The sequence below is a fragment of the Synechococcus sp. UW179B genome, from assembly GCF_900474245.1.
Lineage (GTDB): Bacteria > Cyanobacteriota > Cyanobacteriia > PCC-6307 > Cyanobiaceae > Synechococcus_C.
The window spans coordinates 35,849-62,191 of record NZ_UCNZ01000024.1 but is presented as its reverse complement, the minus strand read 5'-3'; the positions used below and the strand labels follow the sequence as shown (position 1 = coordinate 62,191).

Annotated in this window: 24 protein-coding genes; 10 read left to right on the top strand and 14 right to left on the bottom strand. The window is 56.9% G+C overall.

Annotation, left to right across the window (positions count from 1 at the left end):
• Positions 1 to 45: 45 nt before the first annotated feature.
• Positions 46 to 294 (bottom strand): hypothetical protein, encoded by a 249-nt coding sequence (locus DXY38_RS10950; protein WP_006852206.1) that lies wholly within the window; start codon positions 292 to 294, stop codon positions 46 to 48.
• Positions 295 to 390: 96 nt separating this feature from the next.
• Positions 391 to 1,815 carry a DEAD/DEAH box helicase family protein gene (locus DXY38_RS10945; protein ID WP_115071669.1) on the bottom strand — a complete coding sequence of 475 codons (1,425 nt, stop codon included), beginning with the start codon at positions 1,813 to 1,815 and terminating at the stop codon, positions 391 to 393.
• A gap of 148 nt (positions 1,816 to 1,963) precedes the next feature.
• Between DXY38_RS10945 and DXY38_RS13755 the strand changes: the two genes are divergently transcribed.
• The gene (locus DXY38_RS13755) at positions 1,964 to 2,140 is read left to right on the top strand and encodes a hypothetical protein (RefSeq protein WP_006852208.1); all 177 of its coding nucleotides are present in this window, start codon (positions 1,964 to 1,966) and stop codon (positions 2,138 to 2,140) included.
• Between the two features lie 19 nt (positions 2,141 to 2,159).
• On the opposite strand, the gene DXY38_RS10940 is transcribed toward DXY38_RS13755, so the two are convergent.
• Positions 2,160 to 2,750: an EF-1 guanine nucleotide exchange domain-containing protein gene (locus DXY38_RS10940; protein ID WP_115071668.1), complete on the bottom strand. Its 591-nt coding sequence runs from the start codon at positions 2,748 to 2,750 to the stop codon at positions 2,160 to 2,162.
• A gap of 120 nt (positions 2,751 to 2,870) precedes the next feature.
• Between DXY38_RS10940 and DXY38_RS10935 the strand changes: the two genes are divergently transcribed.
• Genes DXY38_RS10935 through DXY38_RS10920 form a run of 4 tightly spaced genes read left to right on the top strand, consistent with a single transcriptional unit; the run spans position 2,871 to position 6,841 of the window.
• Positions 2,871 to 4,013 (top strand): Re/Si-specific NAD(P)(+) transhydrogenase subunit alpha, encoded by a 1,143-nt coding sequence (locus DXY38_RS10935; protein WP_170952930.1) that lies wholly within the window; start codon positions 2,871 to 2,873, stop codon positions 4,011 to 4,013.
• Positions 4,013 to 4,321, top strand: coding sequence for an NAD(P) transhydrogenase subunit alpha (locus DXY38_RS10930; protein ID WP_006852211.1), 309 nt, complete (start codon positions 4,013 to 4,015; stop codon positions 4,319 to 4,321). The genes DXY38_RS10935 and DXY38_RS10930 overlap by 1 nt, the downstream gene beginning before the upstream one ends.
• The gene (locus tag DXY38_RS10925) at positions 4,321 to 5,745 is read left to right on the top strand and encodes an NAD(P)(+) transhydrogenase (Re/Si-specific) subunit beta (RefSeq protein WP_006852212.1); all 1,425 of its coding nucleotides are present in this window, start codon (positions 4,321 to 4,323) and stop codon (positions 5,743 to 5,745) included. Before DXY38_RS10930 ends, DXY38_RS10925 begins: the two co-directional genes overlap by 1 nt.
• Before the next feature lie 7 nt (positions 5,746 to 5,752).
• On the top strand, positions 5,753 to 6,841 hold the full coding sequence (locus DXY38_RS10920) for a YheT family hydrolase (protein ID WP_115071667.1): 1,089 nt from the start codon (positions 5,753 to 5,755) through the stop codon (positions 6,839 to 6,841).
• Here the strand turns inward: DXY38_RS10920 and DXY38_RS10915 are convergent.
• Both DXY38_RS10915 and DXY38_RS10910 read right to left on the bottom strand, forming a co-directional pair.
• Positions 6,834 to 7,169 carry a ferredoxin gene (locus DXY38_RS10915; RefSeq protein WP_115071666.1) on the bottom strand — a complete coding sequence of 112 codons (336 nt, stop codon included), beginning with the start codon at positions 7,167 to 7,169 and terminating at the stop codon, positions 6,834 to 6,836. The two genes, DXY38_RS10920 and DXY38_RS10915, sit on opposite strands and share 8 nt — an antisense overlap.
• A complete protein-coding gene (locus DXY38_RS10910) occupies positions 7,166 to 8,419 on the bottom strand; it encodes a 1-deoxy-D-xylulose-5-phosphate reductoisomerase (RefSeq protein WP_115071665.1) in 1,254 nt (417 codons plus the stop codon). Before DXY38_RS10910 ends, DXY38_RS10915 begins: the two co-directional genes overlap by 4 nt.
• 84 nt (positions 8,420 to 8,503) lie before the next feature.
• On the opposite strand from DXY38_RS10910, the gene DXY38_RS10905 reads away from it, so the two are divergent.
• Entirely contained in the window at positions 8,504 to 9,841 is a 1,338-nt protein-coding gene (locus DXY38_RS10905; RefSeq protein ID WP_115071714.1) for a sodium-dependent transporter, read from the top strand.
• A gap of 60 nt (positions 9,842 to 9,901) precedes the next feature.
• Here DXY38_RS10905 and DXY38_RS10900 read toward each other — a convergent pair whose 3' ends face one another.
• The gene (locus DXY38_RS10900; protein WP_006852217.1) at positions 9,902 to 10,321 is read right to left on the bottom strand and encodes a DUF2721 domain-containing protein; all 420 of its coding nucleotides are present in this window, start codon (positions 10,319 to 10,321) and stop codon (positions 9,902 to 9,904) included.
• A 66-nt stretch (positions 10,322 to 10,387) separates the two neighbouring features.
• Between DXY38_RS10900 and DXY38_RS10895 the strand changes: the two genes are divergently transcribed.
• Positions 10,388 to 10,627: a hypothetical protein gene (locus DXY38_RS10895; RefSeq protein WP_115071713.1), complete on the top strand. Its 240-nt coding sequence runs from the start codon at positions 10,388 to 10,390 to the stop codon at positions 10,625 to 10,627.
• Here DXY38_RS10895 and cysS read toward each other — a convergent pair.
• A complete protein-coding gene (cysS, locus tag DXY38_RS10890) occupies positions 10,624 to 12,120 on the bottom strand; it encodes a cysteine--tRNA ligase (protein WP_115071664.1) in 1,497 nt (498 codons plus the stop codon). The genes DXY38_RS10895 and cysS overlap by 4 nt on opposite strands.
• A 620-nt stretch (positions 12,121 to 12,740) precedes the next feature.
• Here cysS and DXY38_RS10880 point away from each other — a divergent pair.
• Entirely contained in the window at positions 12,741 to 13,985 is a 1,245-nt protein-coding gene (locus DXY38_RS10880; RefSeq protein WP_115071662.1) for an MFS transporter, read from the top strand.
• 24 nt (positions 13,986 to 14,009) lie between these two features.
• On the opposite strand, the gene polA is transcribed toward DXY38_RS10880, so the two are convergent.
• Both polA and DXY38_RS10870 read right to left on the bottom strand, forming a co-directional pair.
• Entirely contained in the window at positions 14,010 to 16,982 is a 2,973-nt protein-coding gene (gene polA / locus DXY38_RS10875; protein WP_115071661.1) for a DNA polymerase I, read from the bottom strand.
• A 24-nt stretch (positions 16,983 to 17,006) separates the two neighbouring features.
• Positions 17,007 to 18,182, bottom strand: a complete 1,176-nt coding sequence (locus tag DXY38_RS10870; protein WP_115071660.1) for an efflux RND transporter periplasmic adaptor subunit — start codon at positions 18,180 to 18,182, stop codon at positions 17,007 to 17,009.
• A gap of 168 nt (positions 18,183 to 18,350) precedes the next feature.
• Here DXY38_RS10870 and ychF point away from each other — a divergent pair, with 168 nt between their 5' ends.
• Complete coding sequence (ychF, locus tag DXY38_RS10865; protein ID WP_115071659.1) at positions 18,351 to 19,442, top strand: redox-regulated ATPase YchF; 1,092 nt, start codon at positions 18,351 to 18,353, stop codon at positions 19,440 to 19,442.
• 354 nt (positions 19,443 to 19,796) lie between these two features.
• Here the strand turns inward: ychF and DXY38_RS10860 are convergent, their stop codons facing one another.
• From DXY38_RS10860 to DXY38_RS10850, 3 genes are read right to left on the bottom strand one after another with little or no spacing between them, the layout of a single operon-like run.
• Positions 19,797 to 20,162 (bottom strand): hypothetical protein, encoded by a 366-nt coding sequence (locus DXY38_RS10860; protein WP_115071712.1) that lies wholly within the window; start codon positions 20,160 to 20,162, stop codon positions 19,797 to 19,799.
• 7 nt (positions 20,163 to 20,169) lie between these two features.
• A complete protein-coding gene (locus DXY38_RS10855; protein ID WP_170952929.1) occupies positions 20,170 to 20,850 on the bottom strand; it encodes a Coq4 family protein in 681 nt (226 codons plus the stop codon).
• Positions 20,816 to 22,087, bottom strand: coding sequence for an MFS transporter (locus DXY38_RS10850; RefSeq protein WP_115071711.1), 1,272 nt, complete (start codon positions 22,085 to 22,087; stop codon positions 20,816 to 20,818). Before DXY38_RS10850 ends, DXY38_RS10855 begins: the two co-directional genes overlap by 35 nt.
• 11 nt (positions 22,088 to 22,098) lie before the next feature.
• Here DXY38_RS10850 and DXY38_RS10845 point away from each other — a divergent pair, with 11 nt between their 5' ends.
• Positions 22,099 to 23,745: an alpha/beta hydrolase gene (locus tag DXY38_RS10845; protein ID WP_115071658.1), complete on the top strand. Its 1,647-nt coding sequence runs from the start codon at positions 22,099 to 22,101 to the stop codon at positions 23,743 to 23,745.
• On the opposite strand, the gene DXY38_RS10840 is transcribed toward DXY38_RS10845, so the two are convergent.
• Together DXY38_RS10840 and DXY38_RS10835 are read right to left on the bottom strand one after the other, a co-directional pair.
• Positions 23,739 to 24,758, bottom strand: coding sequence for an ABC transporter permease (locus DXY38_RS10840; RefSeq protein WP_006852233.1), 1,020 nt, complete (start codon positions 24,756 to 24,758; stop codon positions 23,739 to 23,741). The genes DXY38_RS10845 and DXY38_RS10840 overlap by 7 nt on opposite strands.
• Positions 24,758 to 26,341, bottom strand: coding sequence for an ABC transporter substrate-binding protein (locus tag DXY38_RS10835; RefSeq protein ID WP_115071709.1), 1,584 nt, complete (start codon positions 26,339 to 26,341; stop codon positions 24,758 to 24,760). Before DXY38_RS10835 ends, DXY38_RS10840 begins: the two co-directional genes overlap by 1 nt.
• Positions 26,342 to 26,343: the final 2 nt, after the last annotated feature.

Sequence of the window (26,343 nt, the reverse complement as noted above, 5' to 3'; positions counted from 1 at the left end):
TTTCCGGAAAAAGATGTGTCGTAAGAGCAAGATTTAATAATTTATTTAGATTTCGACCGAGTCTTCCGCCCCTTCTTCGAGGTCAAGACCTTTTTGGTTCTTTGAAATTTTCCCCACGCTCAGCACAGATTCAGCGAACAGTTCCGGACTTTCCCCGATACATGTGATCCATTCCCTGAATTCTTGGGTCAGGGCGTAGCTGTCCTCGTAGCGCTCAGCGCTGTCCAGAGCATTGATTCTGGTTGTTGCCCAGCAGGTGGCAACACTGACTCGTCGTTCAAGTGCTGCGTCCATGACTGACTCCCAGATAGAAACCACATTGCCTGTTGGAGAGCCAACATCGTGTGTGATTTCGCACAACGTCGCATTTTTTTTTCTACGGAGAAGTTTTCATTGATGCAAAAAATTGGGTAATTCGGGGGTTCTGAGTCGAATGACGGCACCGGCGCCATCGTTAACAGCCTCCAAGGGCAGGCTTGGACCTCTCCATGCACCGGACTGCAGCGGGTCATCGGCATCCACCTCCTGCGGTTGCGCTTGAATTCGATAGGGCTCTGAGAGCGACCAACTGCGCGCGTAGCTCATCAGCAAGGGGTCTGCTGGAGCAAAGACATAAGAAGGGTCTCTTGGCACCGTTTCTGTAGCCGCCCTGTTGTTGCACATCCGAACGGCGCGGGTGATGCCCTGCACGAAGCGACTGCGGGTCACGACCGTGGTGAGATAGGCGACAACACGCAACCTGGGGGCGTCGAAGCCTTCGGCGCACATGTCGATGCTCACAAGCCAGTCGGCACCTCCCTCTTGAAAGTTGCTGAGTCGCACAGCGGCTTCGGGGTCTTGTGAATGCACCAGGTCCACCCGATCACCCTGTTCCCTCAGCAGGGTGCTGATCGAGCGGGCGTGAGCAATGTCTTTGGCGATCACAAGACCACCCGCGCCTGGGTGCTGTTCACGCACCTGCTCCAGCTTGCGCCTGGCTCTGATCAAAAGTTGCTGAGCAATGCTGCTGCTGTCGGATAAACGGATCGCCCGGCGCAAATTGCGTGCTCTCCAACTTTCACGCATCTCCTCAGAGAGTGGCGAGACATCGCGATCAGGCTTGCCCTCACGGCTGTGCTCCACCCAACCGTCTTGAAAGCGAAATTCCAGTGGTCGCACATCGCCCGCTGCAATCAGCTCTCGGGGTTCAACGCAAAGGTCAGGGCTGATCTGTTCCACCAGCTGCCCTCCTTCTTGGATACGGATCCGTCTCGCGGCACAAAAGGCGAGATTGTCGGCTCGAAAAGGTGTTCCTGTGAGCCCCAGCCTCAGACGCGCCTGGCTGCTGAGCTCTAGGAATGTGCGTCCCCAGACGGGACCATCGGGTTCATCAGGGTCCACCCCTAGGTGATGCGCTTCGTCCGCAATCGCGAGCAGTTCATCACCCGCCCATGACTCGAGCGCCTGTTTTAGCCCCTGCAGCTGACTCGCCGCCCCTTGATAGGTGACGATCCAACCATCGGCGTTTTGGATGTTTTGAGATTGGGTGTTTTGGGATTGAAGCTGGGCGCTTGATTCACTCCAGTCTTCGAGGCGAAGCCCCAGCCGTTTTGCTGATGAACGCCATTGGCTGAGGATCGATGTGCGGTGACACATCACCAAAAAGCACTTCAGTTTTCCCTCTTGCTGCATGGCTTGAAATCCGAGCAAGGCCCCGAGGGTCTTGCCCGCACCAGGTCCCGCATGGATCAAGACATCGCGTCCGTGGCTTGCTTCCGGATCCAGTCGTCTGCGGAGCAGCTGAACGAGTTGCTGTTGCCACTGACGGGGTTGGATCCTGCTGCGCGAGCCGTCTCCTGGGAGCTGAAACGAAGGACGTGCGATCGGTCAGCCGCGAAAGTTAGGTCTTTCTAACCATTCCATCCGTTGATGCCACCCTTAGCTTCCAGCCAACAGCTCTTGGGGTTTCCGGCCCCCTGCCGCCATGGCCAAAAGCCGTCCTCGTTACCGATCCAATCCTGATCAGCGCCAACAGCTTGAACATTGTTGGCCGCTGGAATGCGACATCGATCCCTTGATCCTGCGCCTGCGTTGGTTGCAGCACCAGAGGCAATGGCCCCTGGTGCAGGCGGTTGAGCAGGAGCTCCTTCCGTTGTTCTGACCCGCCTCGATCCCCTTAATTAAAGAGATTCGCTGTGGTTGTAGAGCAAGCGCTCTACTTCCATCAACCCAGCTTCTGCAGCGGTTTGGGCCCGTTGCGCATCGCCGCCAGCGGCATTGGTGAGCTTGGCGACCACCCGCTCCACCATGGCTGTCTTTTGGTCTTTGATCATGGCCAGAATTTCGCCTTCGATCAGCTGTCGCACGGCGTTGCTGCGCAAATGATCATCGGAGGCTTCGTCAAAGGTTCCCTGGACGAGCTCTTGAATAAACAGACGGTGCACTTCACTGCTGCGCAGAAAGCTTTCGGTGGCGTTGATCATTCCATCCACCAGGGTCCGATCCGGCTCGGCCTCTGTGTCGGACTGTTTGTCTTGCAATTTGAATTCCCAATCCAGGTGGCGTCGTTGCCAGCCCGCTGCGTGCAGGCTGGGCATCACCGATTGAGAAAACGTGTCTACGGACATTTCGTAGATCCGTTCCGCGAGTCGCTCACACCATTCCCGGCCGTGTTCGGCAAGAAGTTCTTCCATGGTGTGGCGATTCACAGCATGCCCGCCGTGATGGCTATGGCAAACGCCATCGGGACATTCGATTGCGGAGAGACCCATGTGCTTATAGACAGAATCCTCTGATTAGCCACAGCTCCTTCCTTAAGTCAGCTTCTACAGAAAAGATCCGTTTCGGGAGCCACGACCTCGTAATCTCAGCTGGGTGGCGGCACAACGAACTTGCCCAGACTCCTTATCCCGATTGAAAGCGCAGCGGCTGAAACCCGTGTAGCGGCTTCACCCGAGACCCTTAAAAAATTCATTGTCCTCGGCTGCTCCGTTGCAGTGGAGCGTGGTGCCGGAGTGTCCTCCGGTTTCCTTGACGAGGCTTACGCCAGTGCTGGAGCCGATTTGGTTGCTCCAGGAGACGCTCAAACCTGGGGTCAGGCAGACGTTTTGCTGTGTGTGCAAAGCCCAAGCCCAACATCCCTGGCTCGATTGCGACGGGGGGCTCTCGTGGTGGGCATGTTGTCCCCCTATGGCAATCACGAGCTATCGGAAGCGATGAAGGCTTGTGGGCTCTCAGCCATGGCGCTTGAGCTTCTCCCTCGTATCAGTCGTGCCCAGGCCGCTGATGTGCTCTCATCCCAGGCCAACATCGCTGGTTACAAGGCTGTGTTGCTCGGTGCTGCGGCCTTGGATCGCTATTTCCCGATGTTGATGACCGCAGCGGGCACCGTGCAGCCCGCGAGGGTTGTGGTGCTGGGTGCTGGTGTTGCAGGACTTCAGGCCGTTGCAACCGCTCGCCGTTTGGGTGCGGTTGTTTACGTGAGCGACATTCGACCCGCTGTGAAAGAGCAGGTGGAGTCACTTGGAGCCCGGTTCATCGATCCTCCGGAGATGGAGGACAAGCCAGCCGAATCCGGCGGTTATGCCAAGCAAGCCTCGGATGCGTTTTTGGCCGCACAGCGACAACAGCTGTCTGACCAGCTCGCCCAAGCTGATGTGGCGATTTGCACAGCCCAAGTTCCGGGCCGGCGAGCCCCACGCTTGATCAGTGAAGACATGCTCGATCGCATGCGCCCCGGATCGGTGGTGGTGGATCTTGCTGTGGCTCAAGGTGGCAATTGTGCCGACACCGTGCCGTCCCAAACGGTGAACCGCAAAGGCGTGAAGCTGATTGGTGCGAATGAGCTTCCCTGCAGCGTTCCCAATCACGCCAGTTCGTTGTATGCCCGCAATCTTTTGGCTTTGCTGCAGCCCACGCTTCAAGACGGCCAGCTCACGCTCGACACCGAAGACGAGCTGATTGCTGGTTGTTTGATCGCCCATGACGGCAGCATTCGCCGTGGCGATGTTCTTACTCCTGGAGGTACCAACTGATGTCGTTTTTAAGTGAGGCTCTCTGGGTCCTGCTGCTCGGCAGCCTTCTCGGTCTTGAACTGATTGGCAAAGTGCCTCCCACTTTGCACACCCCCTTGATGAGTGGCGCTAACGCTATTTCAGGGATCACGGTCTTAGCGGCTCTCACCTTGATCATCAAGGCGGGAAATGACGGCAATACGCCTCTATTGGCCTTGGGTGCTGTGTCCCTCGGTTTCGCTCTTTTCAATGTGATTGGCGGCTTTTTGGTCACCGATCGAATGCTGGCCATGTTCAGCCGTAAGCCCGCTCGCAAGGAGAACCGCTGATGAGCACTGCTGTCGTTGTTAAGTACGCGATCGACCTGGTCGCCGTCCTGCTGCTAGCCCTTGGCATCAAGGGTCTCTCAAAAGTACGTTCTGCGCGGGAGGCCAATCGTCTGGCTGCCGTTGCCATGGCTCTCGCCGTGTTGGGAGTCTTGGTTGATTCCTTTGCGGGTGGAATCTCAGCTTCTGCCTGGACTTGGATCATCGGAGGCACCATCGTTGGTGGCCTTTTGGGCGCGATTACCGCTCAAAGGGTGCCGATGACATCGATGCCCGAGATCGTTGCCTTGTTCAACGGTTGTGGGGGAATGTCGTCCCTGCTGGTGGCCCTTGGTGTTGCCCTGTTCCCTGTGATGGGGGCGGAAGGGGAATCTCGAATCGTTGAAGAGATTTCGATCGTGATCTCGGTGTTTGTGGGTTCGATCACCTTCACCGGTTCGATCGTGGCGATGGCCAAGCTCCAGGGCTGGTTGTCCACACCTCCATGGATGCAGAGCAAGGCGCGCCACGTGGTGAACATTGCTTTGGCGGTGGTGTCCTTGATCGCTGCGATCGAGATGATCCGCAACGGTGGAAGCGGACTGTGGCTGCTGGTTGTGGCCTCGGCGTTGCTCGGCATCGGCGTCACCCTGCCGATCGGCGGAGCCGATATGCCCGTAGTGATCTCCCTTCTGAACAGCTATTCGGGCGTGGCTGCTGCCGCTGCTGGTTTTGTGGTGGGCAGTCAGCTGCTGATTGTGGCGGGCGCGATGGTGGGCGCCGCCGGTTTGATCCTTACCCAGGTGATGTGCAACGGCATGAATCGCTCCCTGGTGTCGGTGCTGTTTGGTGGAGCTCTCGGCGCTTCCTCCACAGCCTCTGGTGGTGGTGGCGAATACACCAACATCACCAGTTGCAGCGCTGAAGAGTGTGCCCTCACCCTGGAAGCGGCAGAACGGGTGATCATCGTTCCCGGCTATGGCCTGGCTGTGGCTCAAGCCCAGCACACCTTGCGAGAGGTGACGCGCTCCCTTGAGGCCGCTGGGATTGAGGTGGCCTACGCCATTCACCCTGTGGCGGGACGGATGCCCGGTCACATGAATGTGCTTCTGGCGGAAGCCGATGTGCCCTACGAGCAGCTCAAGGAGATGGATGTGATCAACCCTGAGTTCCCAGCGACTGACGTCGTGCTTGTTCTGGGTGCCAACGATGTGGTGAATCCCCAGGCCAAGACCGATCCCAATTCACCGCTCTATGGCATGCCAGTGCTGGATGTTCAGCAGGCCCGCACCGTGTTTGTGGTGAAGCGCGGCATGAGCGCTGGTTATTCCGGCATCAAAAATGACCTGTTTGAACTCGGCAACACCTCCATGGTGTTTGGCGATGCCAAAAAGGTGCTTGGAGATCTGCTGGGAGAACTCAAGGAATTAGGCGTCGGTAAGAAATGATTCGCCTGTGAGCTGGCCTGATCCAACCCCAGACCCCCAGCTGCTGAAGCAACTGGGGGTGGCTCCATTTCAGCAGCGGCTTCCCTGGTGGGGTGGCGATCTACAGACGTTGAGGGATACGCTCCGCCCCGTGGATTTGCCGACCGATCAGGGGCAACCCCTCGAGATCCAAGTGCCTGCCCTGAAAAGTGGTGCCGCTGGCTCGGGAGCCTTGCTGGCCTTCTTGGATTGTCCAGCCGCTCCGAAAGCCTTGGTGGTTGTCCTGCATGGACTGGGGGGGTCCAGTCGTCGCGAGGGTTTGCGCAGGCTTGGGGTTGCCCTGTTTGAGGCGGGCTATGCGGTGCTGCGCCTCAATATGCGTGGCGCCGATCCTGGGCGCCATCTGGCCGGTGGCACCTATGCGGCTCAGTGCAACAGCGACCTTCTGCCTGTGTTGCATAGGGCGCGACAGCTCTGCAGCACGCTCTCCAAAGAAGGAACCTCGCTGCCCTTGTTTGGCGCCGGGCTTTCCCTGGGGGGAACCATGCTTCTAAATGCATGCCTCTCAACGCAAGCCGAACGAGTGACTGCCGGACTCGATCCAACGCGCCAGCCCCTGGATGGATTGTTCTGTGCCAGCAGTCCTTTGGATCTGGCTGCCTGCAGCGCCTCGATTGAACGTCCCCGCAATCGGGTGTACCAACGCTGGTTGCTGCAGCGCTTGGTGCGTCAGACGCTGGCCGATCCCTTTGGCGTGAGCGATTTGGATCTTGAGCGCATGAGTGGTGCTGAGCAACCGCGCACCATTCGTGCTTTTGATCGCACCGTCACCGCTCCGCGTTGGGGATTTGCGGACGTGGATGCCTATTACCGGGAGGCGTCTCCGCTCCAGCATTTGATCCAATCACCCCAGCAGTTGCCCCCCACCCTGTTGCTTCAGGCTCTTGATGACCCATGGGTTCCCGCTCACTCGGCCCTCGAGCTAAGGGATGCTGTCTCCGCTAACCAGCCAATTCAGTTGATTTTCACGCGCGAAGGCGGCCACAACGGTTTTCACGGGCGCACGGGCTGTTGGGCGGATGCCCTGGCTGCATCGTGGTTGAAAACTCTCAACTGAAGGGCGTGGTCTTCAGGATCCACTCCTCGATCGGTTGTCCTTGGATGATGTGTTGCTGAAGAATTCTGCTGATGCGTTCTGGCGTGACACCGCCATACCAGGTGCCATCGGGCCAGACCAACAAGATGGGGCCCTGATCGCAGATTCGTAAGCAATCCGCTTTGCTGCGCAGCACGATTCCTTGGACTCGACTGGGATTTTCGAGGTCCAATTCACGCACCTGTTGCTTGAGAGCGTCCCAGCTTGCGGCACCGATCTCTGGATCACAGCACTTGGCTTTTGTAGGTGTGGCGCAGAGCAACAAGTGATGGCTAATCCGCTGGTTCATGCGGCCAGCGATGCGCTGGTCATGCGCGTGGTGCCTCGGTTCACCTGCTCGCGCACGGCCTGGCGCGCCCATTGATCCACCGCCAAGACATCATCCAGAGAAGGGCTGGAGGCGAGATCCGCTTTGTGTTGTTCGCAGGCTCCCTCAATCATTTTGGGGATGTCGAGAAAGTGAATCTTCTCTTCGAGGAACTGGGCCACGGCCTCTTCATTGGCTGCGTTGAGCACAGCAGGCATGGTGCCGCCAGCACGCCCTGCGGCGTAGGCCAGGTCCATGCAGGGATATTTGGCTGGATCCGGTGCGCGGAAACTCAATTGCCCCACTTCGGTGAGATCGAGCCGTCGCCATGGGGTTTCCAGTCTGGAAGGCCAACTCATGCAATAAAGGATCGGCAGCTTCATGTCGGGCCAGCCGAGCTGGGCCAACACCGAGGAATCGGCAAGCTCCACCATGGAATGGATGATGCTTTGAGGATGAATCACGATCTCGATGTGGTCGTAATCCAGCCCAAACAAATAGTGAGCCTCAATCACCTCCAACCCCTTGTTCATCAAGGAGGCTGAATCCACGGTGATTTTTTTGCCCATGCTCCAGTTGGGATGGGAGGTGGCATCGGCCACCGTTGCTTTTTCAAGCTCAGAGGCTGACCAATCGCGAAAGGCTCCACCCGAGGCGGTGAGTTGAATGCGGCGTAGGCCAGGCGTTGGAACCCCGGTGGAGAGACGGGCGGTGTCGCTCCAAGGTGTTCCCTGCAGGCACTGGAAGATGGCGGAGTGTTCCGAGTCGGCAGGAAGCAGCCGGCTGCCGCTTTTCTTCAACTCAGGTAAGACCACCGGCCCAGCGGCAATCAGCGTTTCCTTGTTGGCAACGGCCAGATCTTTGCCCGCTCGGATGGCCGCCAGGGTGGGCAGCAAGCCGGCACAGCCGACGATGCCGGTGACGACGAGATCAGCCGAATCCCAGGACGCTGCTATATCCAGTCCTTCGGGGCCACCCACCAAGTGCGGCAAGGGCTCCGGGCGTGTCTCTGCAGGCAGGGCCATCAGCCTGTCCTTGAGCTCAGCAAGCAGCGCTGGATCCGCTAGGGCCACCACATCAGGGCGATGCCTCTGGATTTGGGACACGAGCAGGCTGAGGTTGCGTCCAGCGCTGAGCGCCACCACCCGGAATTGCTCGGGGAAATCTTCGACGATCTCCAGCGTCTGGGTGCCGATTGAGCCAGTGGAGCCCAGAACGCTGATGGCTTTCACAGGGATCCAGGCAATTAATCACAGTTTCCCACCTCAGTGCCTGCGCCTGGCAAACTTCGCACCATTACGGATGGACTCGGGCTAATGGCGCTGAAGGAGCACTGGCGGTCCGGATTGGGATTTGTGTTCGCCGCGGCGGGGAGCGCTGTGGGTTTAGGCAACCTTTGGGGCTTTGCTTATCGCGCCTCCCAGGGAGGTGGGGGCGCCTTCCTGCTGCTGTACGTGCTGATTGTGTTGTTGGTGTGCCTGCCCGTGCTGATCGCGGAGATGGTGCTGGGGAGAAGTACGGCCCAAAGTCCCTTGCTCGCTCCTGTGGCGGCGGCGGGAGACGCTTGGCGGCCAATGGGGTGGCTGTTCTTGATCGCCTCTTGCGGGATTTTGGCGTTTTACGCGGTGCTGATGGGGTGGACGGGCCACACCCTCGTCCATGCCCTATGGGTGGGGTTGCCAGCCGATATGGAGACAGCGAAATCGCTGTTTGCTTCGGTGAGCAAGGGGAATAGCGCCCTGCTTGGCCAAGGGGGCAGTCTTGCTTTAACTGCTGCGGTGGTGGCTGCTGGCGTGCAGGGCGGAATCGAGCGTTTATCGCGTTGGGCCCTGCCTTTGTTGTTTGTGTTGTTGGTGGGCTTGGCCCTGTGGGCCACCACCCTGTCTGGAGCTGTGGGCGGATACCAAACCTTTCTGTTGCGTTGGGATTCAACGCAGCTGTTCAACCCCACCACGATTCGCAATGCCTTTACCCAGGCCTTTTTCTCGATCGGTACGGGTATCGGTTGCATCCTTGCCTATTCGGCCTATCTGAAAAGCAGTGCCCGTCTGCCGAGGGAAGCGATCGCGGTGGTGGGTTTGGATACGGCCGTGGGTCTGTTGGCTGGATTGATCACCTTTCCTGTGGTGATCAGCTTTGGTCTGCAGGAAACGGTGAGTGAGTCCACGGTTGGGGCTTTGTTTTTGGCGATTCCCACTGGGCTTGCTTCCCTTGGGTCGGCAGGGCGCCTGGTGGCCGTGCTCTTCTTCTCACTGGCCTACCTCGCGGCGATTACCTCCTCGGTGTCCTTGCTGGAGGTCCCTGTGGCGTCCTTGATGGACCGCTTGGGCTGGTCCCGCAGGCGATCGGCATGGTTGATGGCCTTGCTGATCTTTATTGCCGGCCTGCCAGCGGCGATGTCGATTCCGGTGTTGGAAGCGATGGATTCAATCTTTGGGGGAGTGTTGTTGATCTTGGGAGGACTGTTGTTAGCGCTGCTGATGGGCTGGGTGGTTCCGAAACGGTTTCGGGATGATCTTCAGACATCAAAAACATCAGGGGGCTTCATCCGCTTGATGTTGTTTTTCCTGCGCTGGGTATCTCCTGTTGTGATCACGGCTGGTTTAGTCATCAGCGTTGTTGATTTATGGCGTCAATGGTTTCCAGCGGCTTGATGTCAGTTGGCAGAAGGCAGTTGGCAGAAGGCAGGTAGAAGAAAGCATGCTGCTCAGGTTTTAAAACTTTCTCTGTACGAATTCGCTTGCCAAGCGAACCTCCAGGAGGAATGAAACTGAGGCCAACATCAACATCCCCATCGTGGTGATGAAAAGAGGTGCAACGATTGCGGTGAGGTTCACTTGCGTGATCACACTCATAAACATCGCTGAAACCACGATGGAAAGGAGGAGGGTGGCGCAGGTGAGTAGCCAGATCGCGCGAAGAATATGTTGCATTCGCCGCTTGCAATGCTTGCGATCAATATCATCTGCTCTGGCATCTGATTCGCTCAGTCGGCGTGAGTGATCAGCAACGCGGGCGAGCCTGGTGGACAGCACATTGAGCAGGGCCCCGATTCCAGCGAGCAAAAACACCGGCGACACCGAGAGCTGAATGGCCTTGGACAGGCTTTCAGGATGCAAGTTTGTGAATTCCAAGGGCGGGTGAGTCCGTTAGGTGGTGTCAGCAATCCGGTAGACAGGAGCCTCTGTGGACGCAGTTCGATGTTGTGGCTCAAACGTTGGAACTTTATTGAGCGGGCTCGTCTAGAGCGGGAGCTTTGGGATGCATTCGAGGCCAAGGAGGATATCGAGGCCATGGTGAATGGGCTCAAGGCCCGTATCGAAGCTGCCGATCCCAGCGACCCTGAGCTTGGCGATCAAAACTTCCGTCTGGAGGTCTGGATCACCACGATGGAAAGGATCCGCAAAATTGAAGCCATGATGGCTGGAAAGGAGCGCTAGATCGTTTTCCAATCGGTGAGTCCACCTGGCTTGTCGATCAGCTCAATGCCTTGGTCGCTGAGGGCCTGGCGGATGCGATCGGCTTCTTGATAGTTCTTGGCCTGTTTCGCTGCTTTGCGATCGGCAATGGCCAGTTCAATCGCCTGCGCATCCACTTGGCCGTGTTCAGAGGGTGGTGACTGATCGGTTTCGCTGCGGAAACCAAGCACGGCGGCCAGTTCGCGCAACACCATCCAGCGCGCGTGCAGTTCGTTGAGCTCGGCGGCTGGCTGGTCAGGCTGGTCGCCGCGATCGAGGCGGTTGGTTAAGCCCCTCAGCGGACGAGCGAGATCAAACAGCACGGCCAAGGCGCCGGAGCTGTTGAGGTCATCGTCCATGGCGGCGATGAACCGTTGCTTGAAGGCTTCAAAGGGTCCATCGGCGCTCAGTTCAGCGCGAACCGCTTCACCGCTCAGGAGCAACTGATCGCTCCATCCCAAAGCGGCAGCATGGGTTTCGCCCAACTTGAGGGCGGAATTCAACCCCTTCCATCCAGTGGTTGCTGCCTCCAGCGCTTCCGGGGTGAAGTCCAGAGGCTTGCGGTAGTGGGCCTGCAAAACAAACAGACGCAGGGCCATCGCCGAGAGGCCGCTGTCTAAAAGTGCGCGAATGGTGGTGAAGTTGCCCAGGGATTTGCTCATCTTTTCTCCCCCCACATTCACCATGCCGTTGTGCAGCCAAACCCGAGCGAGTTCGGATCCCGTGGCCGCTTCCGACTGGGCGATTTCATTTTCGTGATGGGGGAACACCAAATCGGCTCCGCCGAGATGGATATCGATGGTGTCGCCCAGTTCTTCACGCACCATCGCCGAACATTCGATGTGCCAGCCAGGGCGTCCCTCGCCCCAAGGGGATGGAAAGCTGGGTTCATCCGCTTTGGCCCGTTTCCAAAGGGCGAAATCAAAGGGGTGTCGCTTTCGTGCTTCTTCCGCATCGGCGACGCGACCCGCAGCATTCTCTTGCTGCTCACTGAGGTCTCGGCCGCTGAGCTTCCCATATCCCGCGTGCTTCATCACGGCGAAATAGACATCGCCATCGGCTGAGTAGGCCGCCCCTTTGGCTTCAAGCTCTGCGATTAAGCCACGGATGCTGTCCAGACAACGGGTGGCACGGGGCATGCGGTCGGGGCGCAAGATCCCAAGAGCATCCATGTCTTGATGGAAGGCTTCGATGTTGCGCTCGCTCACCTCATCCATCGATGAGGATTCTTCAGCAGCGCGCTTGAGGATTTTGTCGTCAATGTCGGTGAAGTTTTGAACGAACGTCACCGCGTAGCCGCGCCAGATCAAATAGCGACGTAAGACATCCCAGTTGATGTAGCTGCGGGCATGCCCGAGATGGCAGAGGTCATAGACCGTGACCCCACAGCAATAAATGCTGACCTCTCCTGGCTTCAGTGGGAGAAAGGGTTCCGTGCGGCGGGTGATGGTGTTGGTAAACCGCAGGGAAGACATCAGGCTCAAAAAGGGGGATCAAATCACGGTTCATGCCTGACTGCGCAGTTCAAAAACCTTTGATGGATGGTAGATCCGAGCTGGTATTGCCCCTTTTTTTGCGCTGGACGGAAAAACCAAGCGTGGTTTGCGCTCAACTCTTCAACACTCCAATGCATTGCTATTGAAACCATAGAAAAATTAGTTTTAGAGGCTGCGTTGTGAAAACCGATATCTCGACATTGATTGGCAGATGAGATGTATGCCTGTTGGTCACAGGCCCAGCCATACGATCGATACGACGTTGTTGTTGGCGACCGAGGATAGGCAGGGGATGCTGATGGTGGATCTAAGTCTTAAATCCAAGGTTTAAGTCTAATACTTGAATCCAAGGTTTAAAATAATGCTGAAATGAGTTCATATTGCGCGCGCTCGTTGTATCTCTGTGGAAAGAATGTTGGTTTGATCAAGCCAATGTCGCTAAGCCTGAAGGATCCATGCTTGTCGCGGGCTGCTTGCTTGTTGCTCTTGCAGCCCTGGATTGTGGCAACGGTTTGTGTCGGTGACTTGCCTTGGCGTTGCGATGAATTATCTGGTTGCCATCTTTTATTGGAAAATTAATTTGTTAGAGAGGATATTTGATGTCACTAGCGATTTTCGCTTTGATGTTTACTTGTTTTGTTGATGTGATGGGTCAAGGCCTTGCCTTCCCCATTTTTGCTGCTTTGTTGATGCAGCCCAATGCTGGCTTCCTTCCAACTGGTGTTTCGCAGTCACAGGGTGCTCTTCTCTATGGAATAGCGATTGGAACATTCTTTCTGACCTGGTTTTTTGGATCGATTTATGTTTCAAGGCTGTCAGACAGCATTGGTCGTAAGACGGGAATCCTGATTTGTTTGATTGGTGCCATTGCCGGTTATGCCATTGCAGCGGTGGCTCTGATTTCACATAATTACACTCTTTTGGTGGTCTCTCGGGGGGTGACTGGCTTCACTGCTGGAGCTCAACCGATTGCTGCTGCAGCGATGATTGATCTTGCTAAAAGTGATCGAGAAAGTGCACGTAATTTAGGACTAACAACGGTTGGTATGAGCTTTGGTCTTGTGGTGGGCCCCATTATTGGAGGACTTTTCTCCGATAAGGATCTTCTTGGTGGCCTGGCATCCTCACATTTGCCATTTCTGATTGGTGGCTTGTTGTGTTTTGTGGGGTTGATGCTTGTTTTCTTTGGTTTTGAAGATGTCAAGACGGAGACCAGTCCGATGGATGCCAATCCAGTGGTGGTGTTCAAGTTATTAGCGGATGCCCTTAATCGAGAGTCTGTTCGACGCGTTTCAACGGCGTTCTTTCCCTATATGTTGTGCGTCTTAGGCCTCTATGTGTTTGTGTCGGCCAACCTATCTACACGGTTTGGCTATGGAGCGACAGGCTCCAGTATTGGAATGTTCTTGATGGGGATTGGCTTGATTGGGTCCAGCAGTCTCCTCGTGGAACCTTTGAATGCACGGTTTTCAAAACGGACGATTATGGCGAGTTGCACAGTTTTGTTTTGTGGTTGTGTGACGGCATTCTTGTTCGTTCCCTCTGGGCCTCTGGCCTTGGCAATCATGCTGCCTTCAGGGGTCTTGCATGGTATTGGCTATCCAACAATGTTGACAGGCTTCTCTGAGTCTGTTTCCAAAGAAGAGCAGGGCTGGGTGATGGGTTTTGCCACATCACTCTTTACCCTCGCTGCCGCAATTGTTTCCTTCTTTGGCGGTCAATTGATTGCTTCGAGTGGACCACAAGCACCGTTTCAATTTGCAATTGTCTGCGGTGGAGTGGCCATCATTGCCTTGGCGGCGAATTGGAAAAATGCCCCTCACTTAAATAAGGTGATGTCATAACGGTTGGCCAAGGTTGATCGTCAATTATTTGCATTCCATCCAGTTTGCTCCGCTGCCTGTTTCCACCTCCAAAGGAACAGATAGATGGATGGCATTTTTCATGGTTTCCACCACGAGCTCCTGAACAACGGCAAGTCCCTCGGGTTCCGTTTCGAGCACCAGTTCATCATGCACTTGTAGAAGAAGCCTGGCTGGCAGGTTTTTGCTTTCAAGTTCTGCTTGAAGCTGCACCATCGCCAATTTGATGATGTCGGCACTCGAGCCCTGGATCGGAGCATTGGCCGCGGCGCGCAGTTGCTGTGCTTCCATCCCGCCGCGACGCGCCACCTCCAAATTGATCTCGAGGGGATCCATTCCCTTGAGGCGGCCGAGCCCATTGCGATCGAAGTGAAAAGGTCTCCTGCGCCCCAAAAGGGTTTCCACGTAGCCCTGACTGAGGGCGAGACGTTCCTGCAATTCAAGGTATGCAAACACCTTGGGATAGCGCTCTTTGTATTTGCTCAAAAAGTCTTTGGCTTCGCTTTGGCTGACACCTGTTTCGCGTGCAAAGCGTTGGGCGCCCATGCCGTAAATCACGCCGAAATTGATGGTTTTGCCTAAACGTCGTTCATCGGCCGACACCTCGTCTTTGTCGAGGAGCAAGCGAGCGGTGAGAGCGTGGACATCGTCTCCGTCGCGGTAAGCCTGGAGCAGCACTTCTTCTCCGGATAGGTGCGTGAGAATGCGCAGTTCGATTTGCGAATAGTCGGCACTGAGCAGTTGCCAGCCCTCTTGGGGCAAAAAGGCCTTGCGGATTCGCCTCGAAAATTCAGTGCGTACAGGGATGTTTTGCAGATTGGGGTTGCTGCTGCTGAGCCGACCTGTCGCCGTGACCGCTTGGTTGAAGTCGGTATGGACCCGTCCGGTTTCTGCTTCCACCAGTTGGGGCAGCGCATCCACATAGGTGCTCTTTAATTTGCTCAGCACCCGGTGTTCAAGCACCAGGGGCACCACGGGGTGATCTTGTTCGAGTTTTTCAAGCACGGTGGCATCGGTGCTGTACCCGGTTTTGGTGCGCCGCGATTTTTTGCGGTCCAGCCCGAGGGTGTTGAACAGCAAGTCGCCGAGTTGCTTGGGGGATGCCAGGTTGAAGTCAAGCCCTGCAGCCTCTTTTGCGCTTGCCTCAAGTCGTTCCAGGTTGGCTCCGATTTCGGAGGAGAGCGCTTTGAGATAGGGCACATCAATGCGAATCCCCGTGGCCTCCATCACGGCCAAGACCGGCTCAAGGGGCAACTCCACCTTGCTAAGCAATTCGGGAAGCTGAGGGCCTAATGCCTCCAGTTGTTGCTTGAGGTCGATGGCAAGTTTGCGGGTGAGATGCACATCCATGCCGCAGTACTGAGCGGCTTGTTCGAGGGGCACTTCGGAGAAATTGCTGGCCTTGCCGTCCTTGGCTTTTCCCACCAGATCGCTGAACAGGGTGGGATGAATGCCGTAATCCCGCTGGGCCATCACATCCAGGCCATGTTTTGCTGCCGCATCCCTGAGGTAATCAGCCAGCAGGGTGTCCATGACAACGCCTGCCAGCGGTAAGCCGTGTCGCAACAGAATCAGCCGGTCGTATTTGGCGTTCTGAAGGGCTTTGGGGTGCTCACCACTGGCAAGCCAAGGCGCAAACGCTTGCAGCACCGTTTCCAGTGGAAGTTGCTCTGGGATGGGATCGCCTTGATGACTCACCGGGATGTAGGCCAGATCACCAGGGTTCGCTCCCCAGCAAACGCCAATGCCCACGAGCTGAGCTCGGAAGGGATTGAGATCGGTGGTTTCGGTGTCGAGGGCCACGGGGGCCAGTGGATCGCGGCAGTTCTTTAACTGCGTGAGCAGGGACTTGAGTTGATCCTGGGTCTGAATGACGTCTGGCTGTAAGACCGGTTGGGTTTGGCTGGAATCAGCGGCGGATGTTGCTTCGGCCCCTTCTGTTGTTGTGGCCTTGGCCTTGATGGTGCGTGGCTCCTCCGCGGAGGCGAGCAGGTGGGCATTGGCAGCTAATCCACCACTGGAAAAGGTGGCGACAAAGTTGGGGACCTGGCGGATCAGGCTGTTCAGCTCTAACTCTTCAAGACGCTGACTGAGGCCATCACCGTCCACGCTGCCCAGCTCCAGTTTGGGCTCCTCCGGGAGGGGAATGTCCACCAGGATTTCCGCCAGGTGCCTCGACAGGTAGGCATTGTCTTTGTCGTTGGCAAGCTTGCCTTTCAGCGCCCCTTTGATCGCGCCTCGGCTCGCTTTGGGGCCCTCCTCTTCCACCTCGGCCAGGGTCCGATACACGCCATCAAGATCGTTGTTGTCTTTCAGCAGGCTGATCGCTGTTTTCGGACCCACGCCCTTCACGCCAGGGATGTTGTCGGAGCTATCTCCGGTGAGAGCCTTGAGATCCACCACCTTGGTGGGAGCCACGCCGAGCTTGGCTTGGACGCCAGCTTCATCGATCAAGGTGGGGCCACTGCTCTTGGCGTAGGGACCGCCACCCATATAAAGGACAGCGATGTTGCGACTGTCGTCCACCAGTTGGAAGAGGTCGCGATCGCCGCTGAGAATGCGCACACTCCATCCCTCTGCGGCTGCGCGGTTGGCCAATGTGCCGAGCACATCGTCGGCTTCAAAGCCTGGCGCCAGACAGAGGGGCAGCTGGAGCTGCGTCTTCAGAATGTCTTGGAGCTGCTCAAGGTCTTGGAAGAAGTGATCCGGGGCGACGTCGCGATGGGCCTTGTAGTTGGGGTCGGCCTTATGGCGGAAGGTGGGTTCGGCCGTATCGAAGGCGATCGTCACACTGTTGGGTTTCAGCCCTTTGCAGTTGTCGAGTAAGGCCTTGAGAAACCCATAGGTCACGCTCGTTGGCGTTCCGTCTTTGGTGGCCAGTCCGCCCTCCCCGCCCTTGCTGAAGGCGTAAAAACTGCGGAACGCCAGTGAGTGTCCGTCCACCAGCAGGAGCAGGGGTTGATCGGAGTTGGAGCTCATGGGTTTCGGCGGGGGTGGGCTGGATTAGTCGCGCTGTTTTGCCCAGGGCGGCAAGTCGATGAACACCCGGGTTCCCGGTTTCACTCCGGAGAGAATCGCACTCTGGCTGCCACCGCTGGAGCCCAGTTCGATGGTCTGGAAGGTGGGTTGATCGTTTTTGCCCACCAGCAACACGCCCGGTTTGCCGTCTTCGGTCACGATCGCCACGGTTGGTACCAGGGTGCTCGCTGCGGTGCGACCGGTTTGAAAATTCACGTCCGCGGTCATGCCGATGCGCAGGAAGGGAGGCGGATCGAGAAGGGTGAGTTCCACCTCAAACGAAATCACGTTGTTGGTTTTCTCGGCACGCGGGGCGATGTCGCGCACTTCAGCGGCAAAGCTTTGATCGGGGTAGGCCTCAACCCGCACGTTGGCAACCTGGCCGATTTTGATCCTGCCGATATCACTTTCCGGCACTTTTGCGGTGACCTCTAGGCCCTGGGAGAGCTCAACGATCGATGAGCTGGTTGCTCCCGCTGAGGAGGATGCTGCTGTGGTGGGTGTCACGAAGGAGCCGGGTTCGGCATAGCGCTCAGTGATCACTCCGCTGAAAGGGGCCCTGATCAAGAGTTCGCCACCCTCCACATCCCGTTGTTGGACTCTTTCTTGGGCTGCTTCAAAGTTGGCTTTGCTGATCAGATAACTGGCTTGAAAGTCATCGCGATCGGCTTCGCTAATCGCACCATTGTTAAACAGCTTGCGACGGCGCAGATAGTCGGCGGTTTTGGCTTCGTAGTCGGCTTTGGCTTGACGTTCCAAGGCCTTGAGCTCATCCATTCGGTCTTGAAAGTCTCCGCTATCCATGCGGGCAACCACCTGCCCTTTCTCCACGCGGTCTCCTTCGTCAACGAGCAAGGCTTCGAGCAAACCCTGACGTCTTGGACTCACGTTGACCCGGCGAATCGCCTCTAACTCTCCGCTCGCAGTGATCACACCGGGAAGCGATCCACGGGTGGCTTCAACGGTGTAGTCGGAGAGGTCACGGCCTCCGCTGCGATTGTTGTTCAGCGTCCAAATCAAACTTCCGCCGCCCAGAAGTGCTGCGGCCACGCCAGCGATCAGCAAGCGTTTGCGTCGTCGTCGATTGCTGCTGAGGCGGGTAAGAGAGGTCAAGTCATGGTCCTTGGCGAGTACTGGGGTTTGCCGTTGTTGGCTGACCATGACACCGCCTGTATCAGAACTTCACACACAGTCTCGCTTGTGTCCTGATGAAACGACGCGTGAACTGGAAATTTGCACGGATCAGTCACGTATTAGAAGCGTAGGCGTGTGCTTATTGAGGTTTGTGGCTGTAGAGGCTGTTGAGGGCCGGTGGATAGATTTGCCCACATGCTTAAAGCTGGAATCGTCGGGTTGCCCAATGTCGGCAAATCCACCTTGTTCAATGCCCTCGTGGCCAACGCGCAGGCGCAAGCTGCGAACTTTCCGTTTTGCACGATTGAGCCGAATGTGGGCACGGTGGCGGTCCCTGATGATCGCCTCCAGAAGCTTTCTGACCTCAGTCAGAGCAAAGAGATCATCCCTACACGAATGGAGTTCGTGGACATCGCCGGTTTGGTGAAGGGCGCCAGTCAGGGCGAAGGCTTGGGAAATAAGTTTCTGTCAAATATTCGTGAGGTCGACGCGATTGTTCATGTGGTGCGTTGCTTTGAAGACGACGACGTCATTCACGTGTCTGGATCGGTGGGACCTGCTCGCGATGCAGAGGTGATCAATCTTGAGCTTGGCTTGGCCGATCTCTCTCAGATCGAGAAGCGGCGTGAGCGGTTGAAGAAGCAAATGCGTACGAGCAAAGAAGCGCAGGTAGAAGACGAGGCTCTTGCACGCATTCAAGAGGTGCTCGAAGCCGGAGGCGCCGCACGCAGCATTGAGCTAACGGATGAAGAAGCTTTGATGATCAAGCCGCTTGGACTGCTCACTGCCAAGCCAATCATTTATGCCACCAATGTGAGCGAAGACGACCTGGCTGCGGGCAATGGCTACTGCGACGAAGTCGCAGCCCTTGCAGAGAAAGAAGGTGCTGAGTCTGTGCGCATTTCAGCGCAGGTGGAGGCCGAGCTGGTGGAGTTGGGCGAAGAAGAATGTGCTGATTATCTGGAAGGCCTTGGCGTGAGTGAAGGAGGCTTGCGCAGTCTCATTCGTGCCACCTATCGCTTGTTGGGATTACGCACCTACTTCACAACTGGTGAAAAGGAAACGCGGGCTTGGACATTCCGAGCTGGTATGACGGCACCGCAAACAGCAGGGGTGATTCACACTGATTTTGAGCGTGGATTCATCCGTGCACAAACCATCGGTTGGGAGAAGTTGCTGGAGGCAGGCTCACTTCCTGAAGCTCGAAATAAGGGCTGGTTGCGTAGTGAAGGGAAGGACTATTTGGTGGCTGAGGGTGATGTGATGGAATTTTTGTTTAATGTTTAATTGATCGTTGTATAGTCGACTTGGGAGAAATAGTTAATCAGTAGGAGAGGTATAAGCAAAAAGTCGCTGAGAGTGATTTTGCTCGCGTGTTTAAATTCTAAAATTGAAAATTGCCAAGTTTTGTTTTTAGCGTCGTAAGGAGAAAGTTTCTAGTTCACGGACTTAATCTTCTTGATGAGGTTTCCTCTGACAAGTCTCTCCGACTTTGCTCTTTTGTTTGAAAGGACGCCATTTTAGATCCCAGATTTTCGACCTACCTGCTGACCAAGACTCTGTAAGAAAAGAGGGAGGTGACGTTTCTGTCTTTAAATTGGCAATTAATTTTTCTGATTAAAAAGTTCTTCTGAGTGTTTCTCAAAGAGCTTCAATGGCTTCCATCGCTGGAACAAATTGATCGCTGTCTTGATTAAAGTCTGTGCATTCTTTGTTCATGGCTTCACTTACCAGCTTGATGGTTTGTGTTGCTTGGGGAGACTTTAACCAGTCCTTTTGCGACTCCCAATGATTGTTTTTAAGCGCAGCTTCCACGATCAAATCAGCACGCTTTTGGCTGTAGTCGGCGTGGATCACCTTGCAGGCTGCGTAAGCCGATTGACCCACGAGACCTCGACGCATGCTTTGCACAGACGTTTCGGTTGTCTGGGCGTGTGCCCCACTCCAAAGGATTGATTGACTCAGCATCCAACCAAGGCTGATCCAGAGCAAATGTCTGCGGGGCATCATCGGCTTACGCGTAGTTCGCGTTGAAAGTCTCGCCTGTAGCCATCGGGATGGCGAGGTCCTCTCTCCATTCGCTCAATGGTTTCTCCCAGCCTTCCTCCCAACGCTGCAACACGAGGGGCTTGGCCTGCAGGCCGACGCGCTGTCCGTGTGCAATGGCTCGACTGATGGCTTCGTGTTCTGCTGGTTGAAAACGGAAGGCCTTAAAACTGGCCAATAGATTGAGAAGCACGTAGGCGGGGAAGCCAATCTGAGTGGCGGTGATCGCCAACACAGCTGATTCCCCTTGCGCTTGGGTGTTGAGCCCGGCGATCACGTGATGAATGTCATGGGTGGTGGCGATGCGTTGGGTGAGCCAGAGCGCTTCTGTGCTGGTGTCTCGGGGTCGGAAAAAGTCGGCGTCGTAATTCAAGCGGCGAATCATTCCCGCATAGGCACGCCCCAGTGTTCCTTCCGGAAGCAACTCCAGCGTCTCAATGTTTGGTTGAAAGGCTGGGAAGCGTTGCTCCATCATTTCGGTACCGCCCGGCAACGCCTTAAAGCGTGCGATGGAAACCTGCATCGCTTCACTGTCGAGGAAGTTGTCGATGAGGTCTCCTACCCCATGGAGCCCTCCCTCGGTGGATGCAATCTCGCGCAGGATGCGCAAATTTTTAATGGAGCGCAGCAGTTCTCTGGTTCGTGTCATCTAACGCTTCTTCAATGGGGCTTCCGCTCAAATTTGGCTTGTAGCGGGGTCGGACGGCCTTCAACAGTGGGACCACTAACAAGCAGGTGCCGGCCATCAACAACCAAAGCACCAAGCCATGACCCTGTTGGTCTAAGAGGGCACCCGCTAGGAGAGGTGCTGCGATGGCACTGATCGCAAAGCACTGCGAGAACAAGGCCATGGCTAAACCGCGATGTTGCAGGGGTGTCTCTTCCACCATGGCTTCTGCGGCCGTTGGTAAAAAAGCAGCCTCCCCAAAGGCGATCGGAACCATCGCAAGGGCAATCAGGCTGCTGCCTCCGGCCCAAAGCGATGATCCAGCCAGTAAAAGGCAGCCTGTGATGAAGCCAAGCAAGCCCATTCCTAAGCCAAAACGCAGACTGCGCTTTGCCACCCAGTTGCCGATGGGCCACTGAAGCACCATCAACAGAAGAAGCTGCCAAGCGATTAAGCCGCCGCTGGAGGCTTCGCTGAGTGGTGCGCGGGCAAGCCCTCCACGCACCATGTCGAGGGGAAGAGCGCTCTGCATCAATGAAACGATTCCTGTGGCAATCACGCTCACAATCAGCACTGGAATCAGGGGCAGAAGCCAGCGCCAATCAGCTTCTTGGGCCGATTTGGCTTCCGCTTCAGCATTCAATTCATGGTTGTTGCTTGCTGCGGTGCTGGGATGCAGCAGCGCAGCCCTTCCGTCCGGTAGGGGCGTGAGCAACAACACCACCAGCATGCTCAGCACGGCCGCAGCTTCCACCGCGTAAACCATCCGGATCATCTCCATGGCGGTCAACACCGCACCCAATAAGGCGCCAGCGGCAACGCCTAAGGCGTCAGCGCTGCGAGCGAGAGCGTATCCACGGCTGGACGTGAAACCGCTGCAGCTCAAGGGAACGGCCAATTCAATCGCTGGGAAGTAGAGGCCGGCCGCCACCCCGATCAGCAACTGTCCAACGAGGTAGCCGTTGAAGCCTGTGGCCTGAAACAGCACCAAGTCCGCCATCAAGGCGAGCAGGGCAGCGGCTCGGACTGGCCATGAGCAGGTCAGACCGCGGTCCAGCAAGACGCCACTCAACAGCCTTGCCACCGTGCCGATCAAGGCAGAGGCCGCCAATCCTTGGCTCACTTGCACTGCCGTAAAGCTCGCCTGGTGAAACACGATCGGTGTCAGATAGATGACACCACCTGCTCCAAACGAAGCGAGCAGGCGAATAAACGCCACTTCTTGCAAAGGTGCGGGAAACTGGTTCCACCAGTGAACTGGTCTTGGCCTTGCGAAGACGCTCAACAGGACTGCGATTAGCTGCAGGTTGTGTGTGCAGTCTGCTGTTTTTTGGCGTATCACCGCGTCCGTTGTGGGCTGCTTCTCAGCTGGAAGTGCAGATCGATGGCACGGTGATTCCGTTCTCCATTGGCGATTTAGCAAAATGGGCCCGCTCAGATGGACGCCACCGTTCCGAGCTCAGCACTTGGTTTTCGCTGTTAGAGCCCGAGAGTCGCGCAGGGGTTTTGGAGCTGCTGCAGGCTCCTGTGATCCTTGATCGCAGCATGGCTCGCCAGCTGTTGAACAGCTGGGCCGGCCGGCAATTGTTGGATCAAGTGTCTGATTTAGTGCGGGTGGACGATGACACCGAGGGGGTGATCGTTCGTCAAACGATCAACGAACTTTTAACCCGACAGCAGCAGGTCTCCAGCCTGGATTTGCTGGAGGCCTTGCCTGCCGAAAGCGTTCGTCTTGATCTTGATCTCTTGCTCGAGCTGGCATCCAGTTGGCGGATACAACTTGAGCGCCAACAAAACCTGGTGCGCAGCCTGGATCGCTTCCCCGTGACGGCCTCAGCCTCTGATCGTGCTGGGGTCTCCAGCCAAGATTTTGATCCGTTGTTGGAACCGCGCTTGATGTCCTTGGCGGTCAGCCATCGCGAGGAGCCATTGGAATTTCAGCTTTGGTTGCCTGTGGAGGGGGCCCCAAAGCGTGAGCAGTGGCTGGTGCTGATGCCTGGATTAGGCGGCAGCCCAGATCATTTTCGTTGGCTTGGCCGCGGCCTCAGTCGTCGCGGCTGGGCCGTCTTGGTGCCAGCTCACCCTGGCAGCGATGACGAAGCGGTCCAGGCGCTCTTAGAGGGGCGTCTTCCCCCTCCAGGGGCGGAAGTGCTTCCCGCTCGGCTTCAGGATCTTGATGCTTTGCTCAAGGCCCGCGATCAGGGGGTGTTTCAGGTTCCCGGTGAACGTTTGGTCCTCGCTGGCCACTCCCTGGGTGCCTTTAGTGCTCTGCTGTCAACAGGTGCCAGGCCGGCTCCAGGTCTTGCGCGTCGTTGCTCGTCAGCGTTGGGTGATTTGCCGCTCAGCAACTTGTCGCGCCTTTTGCAGTGTCAGTTGGTGGATGTGTCTTTGCCACAGCAGGTGGCACCCCCTGCGTTGTCGGCTGTGATCGGCTTCAACAGTTTTGGCAGCTTGCTCTGGCCTGCGGACTCCCTTTCCAAAACCGTCAACGTGCCTGTGTTGTTCACTGGTGGCACCCTCGATCTGATCACGCCACCGATCAGCGAACAGTTGGGCTTGTTGTTGGCGATGCCGGCCGACCCCTCGAGCCGGGTGGTGCTTGTGGAGGGTGCTAGTCATTTCTCCCCCGTGCGCGTTGAGGGGCAGAGGCAAGGCGGACAGGGCGAGGATCTCTTTCAGCTGGGAGAAGATCTGGTGGGTGTTCAGCCGCTCCAAGTGCAGGCGCTTTTGGAGCAAGAAGTTGTCCAATTCTTGGTGGAGCAAGAACAGCGCAAGGGTGCGCAGCGCTTTAAGGCCAAGACCCTGCATTTGAAGCTTGGAGAGCTTCACCTGCATCGGCTCGATCGCGAAGCGGCGTCAGCCCTGGTGCATCAGTAACGGATACGCGGATCGAGCACCGCTACCAAGAGATCAACCGCCACGCTCACCATCACGACGAGGGCGGCGATGGCTACAACGATGCCTTGGACCACCGGGTAGTCGCGTTGGTTGATGCTTTCTTGAAGGCGCATCGCAATCCCGGGCCAGGAGAAGGTCACTTCAATCAGCAGAGCTCCACCAATGAGCGATGCCACCGTGATGCCTGCAATGGTGAGCACGGGCAACAGCGCATTGGGAAGGGCATGGCGGAGCACGACTTGGGTTTCGCTTAGCCCACGGCTCCGCGCTGATTCCACATAATCGGATTTCAGGGTTCGATTCAGATTGAGGCGTAGCGCGTTCGTGAACACGCCGCTGAGGAGGAGGCCCAAGGTGCATGCGGGCAACACGAGGTGTCGAATCGTGCCTTGGAGGGCAGACCAATTGCCGCTGACCAGGCTGTCAAAGATCAGAAAACCGCTGCCCTCTGGGGGGATCAAGCTGGGAGGAAATCTGCCGCCTACGGGAAGCCAGCCGAGCATGACCGCAAACACAAGTTGGATCAGCATCGCTGCCCAAAAAGGTGGTAACGCGTAGGTGCCAATTCCGTAGAAGCGGCCTGCAAGGTCAAATTTCCCCTCGGGGCGGGCAATTCCGCTAAACCCCACGCCCAAGCCCAGAACGGCCGAGATGATCAAGGCGGTGATGCCCAATTCCAGGCTTGCGGGAAGCGTTTTGCTGATAATCGAGCGCACCGACTCGTTGTTCACCAGGGCAACGCCTAAATCGCCATGCACCAGTCCGCCGAGAAAATTGGAATATTGATGCCACAGCGATTGATCCAGTCCGAGGCTGGCGCGTAGGGCGGCCTTTGCGGCCTCTGGAGCCCTGCTGCCAAGCACCGCATCCACCGGGTCTCCAGGGGCGACGCGTAAGAGCAGAAACACCAGGCTGGCAATCAGCCAAAGCATGAGTGGAGCAAGCGCGAGTCGCGTTGCGCAATAGCGAAAAAGCTCCCTTCCCCGTGCCATCAGCGTCGCTCTCCCAGTTGGGCCAGATTCACGAGTCCGCTGCCATTAAAGGTGGGAGGGTTTAAACGAAGCTGAGACCAGGCTTTGGGAGCCACAAACCAGACCGGGATATAGGGCGTCCCCTCTGCGGCCATGGCATCCACGCTGGCCAGTTCCTCGAGCCGCGGACGGCCCTGCAGCATGTCGCTAAGGCGCAGGGCTTTTTGCAGCTTTGGTGCCGTCCAGAACGTGCCGCCATCCACGGCTTCCCCAGCCTCACAGATGTTGCCTTTCCCGCTGCTGCAACTCAGCAATGGGGAGAGATAGGCCTCAGGGTCTGGATAGGAGCCACTCCAATCAAGGATCACCGCCTCGAACGATCCTTCGCTGAGCTGTTTGTAGACGGTGGTCGACTCCACTCCGTTGAGGGTCATGTGCACGCAATCGGGGAGATCGCGATTCAGCTGAGCTTGCCAGGTGAGGGCCATTAAGCGATCGGAGGGCACGTTGGTGCGGAACGTGAAAGGCACTTGCAGACGACGACCTGTGCAGTAGCCAGCTTGTTGAAACAACGTGCGCGCTGTGGCCAGGTTGTAGGTGGGCCAGGGTTCGGTTCTGCCTCCCCGCAAACTGGGTGGAATCAGTGAGCGCAATGGCTCTCTCTGGGTGTAGCTGACTCGGGTGCTGATCAGCCGGCGATCCAAGCTATGAGCGAGTGCCCGACGCACGATTTGACGTTGCATCGGCGGGCTGTTGCTGCGCAGGGCCACGAACGTGATGTTCATGGCGGGGCCTTTGCTCTCGCGCAGAAGCTGCTTTTCAGCCCGTTGGCTTAAGGCTCGTTTTTGATCTTCATCAATGGAGTTCGACAGCAACACATCCACCTCTCCGCTGACGAGGGCTCCAAACAGTGCTGTGGAATTGCTGAGGTTGATGAGGTCCAGTCCCACATTGTTCGGCGGTTTGCCCCAGTAATGGCGGAACGGGAGTAGACGCTGTTGGGTGTTGCGAAAGCTGTTGAGAATGTATGGGCCCGTCCCGACAAAACGATCATTCAAGAATCGATCGGCATGGTCGGCGTAGGCCTTGGGAGAGACGGGAGTGAGATACGGGGATGTGAGCAGGCTTTCGATCGAGCTGGAGGGCTCCTTGAGGCGCAGGCGGATCTCGAAGGGGGTGGGGGTTTCAATCGCTGCAATGCGATTACTCAGCAAATAACGCTGTGAGCCGATGCGTAGGAAGCGATTCAGGCTGAAAGCCATCGCCTTTGCATCAAAGCGACTGCCGTCGTGGAACAGCACATCCCGGCGCAAAGGGATCGTCAGGCTGAGCCCGTCCTCACTGACTACAGGCATGGATGCGGCCAATTGGGGCTGAAGCTCCCCGCTTGTGCCTCGGATGTAGAGCGTGTCGCCGAGAGCACTGAGCACCTGAAGCACTCCTGTGGTGCTTGCCAGAGCGGGATCGAGCGAGCCAATGCGCCCGGCGCTGGCAACCGTTAGTCGGTCGCTTTGGCGTTTGGGCTGACAAGCGCTTTGGCTCAAAGCAAGGGCCAATCCGATCAACACGCTGGCCTGAAGGCTGAAGCGACGGCGATCAGTCACGC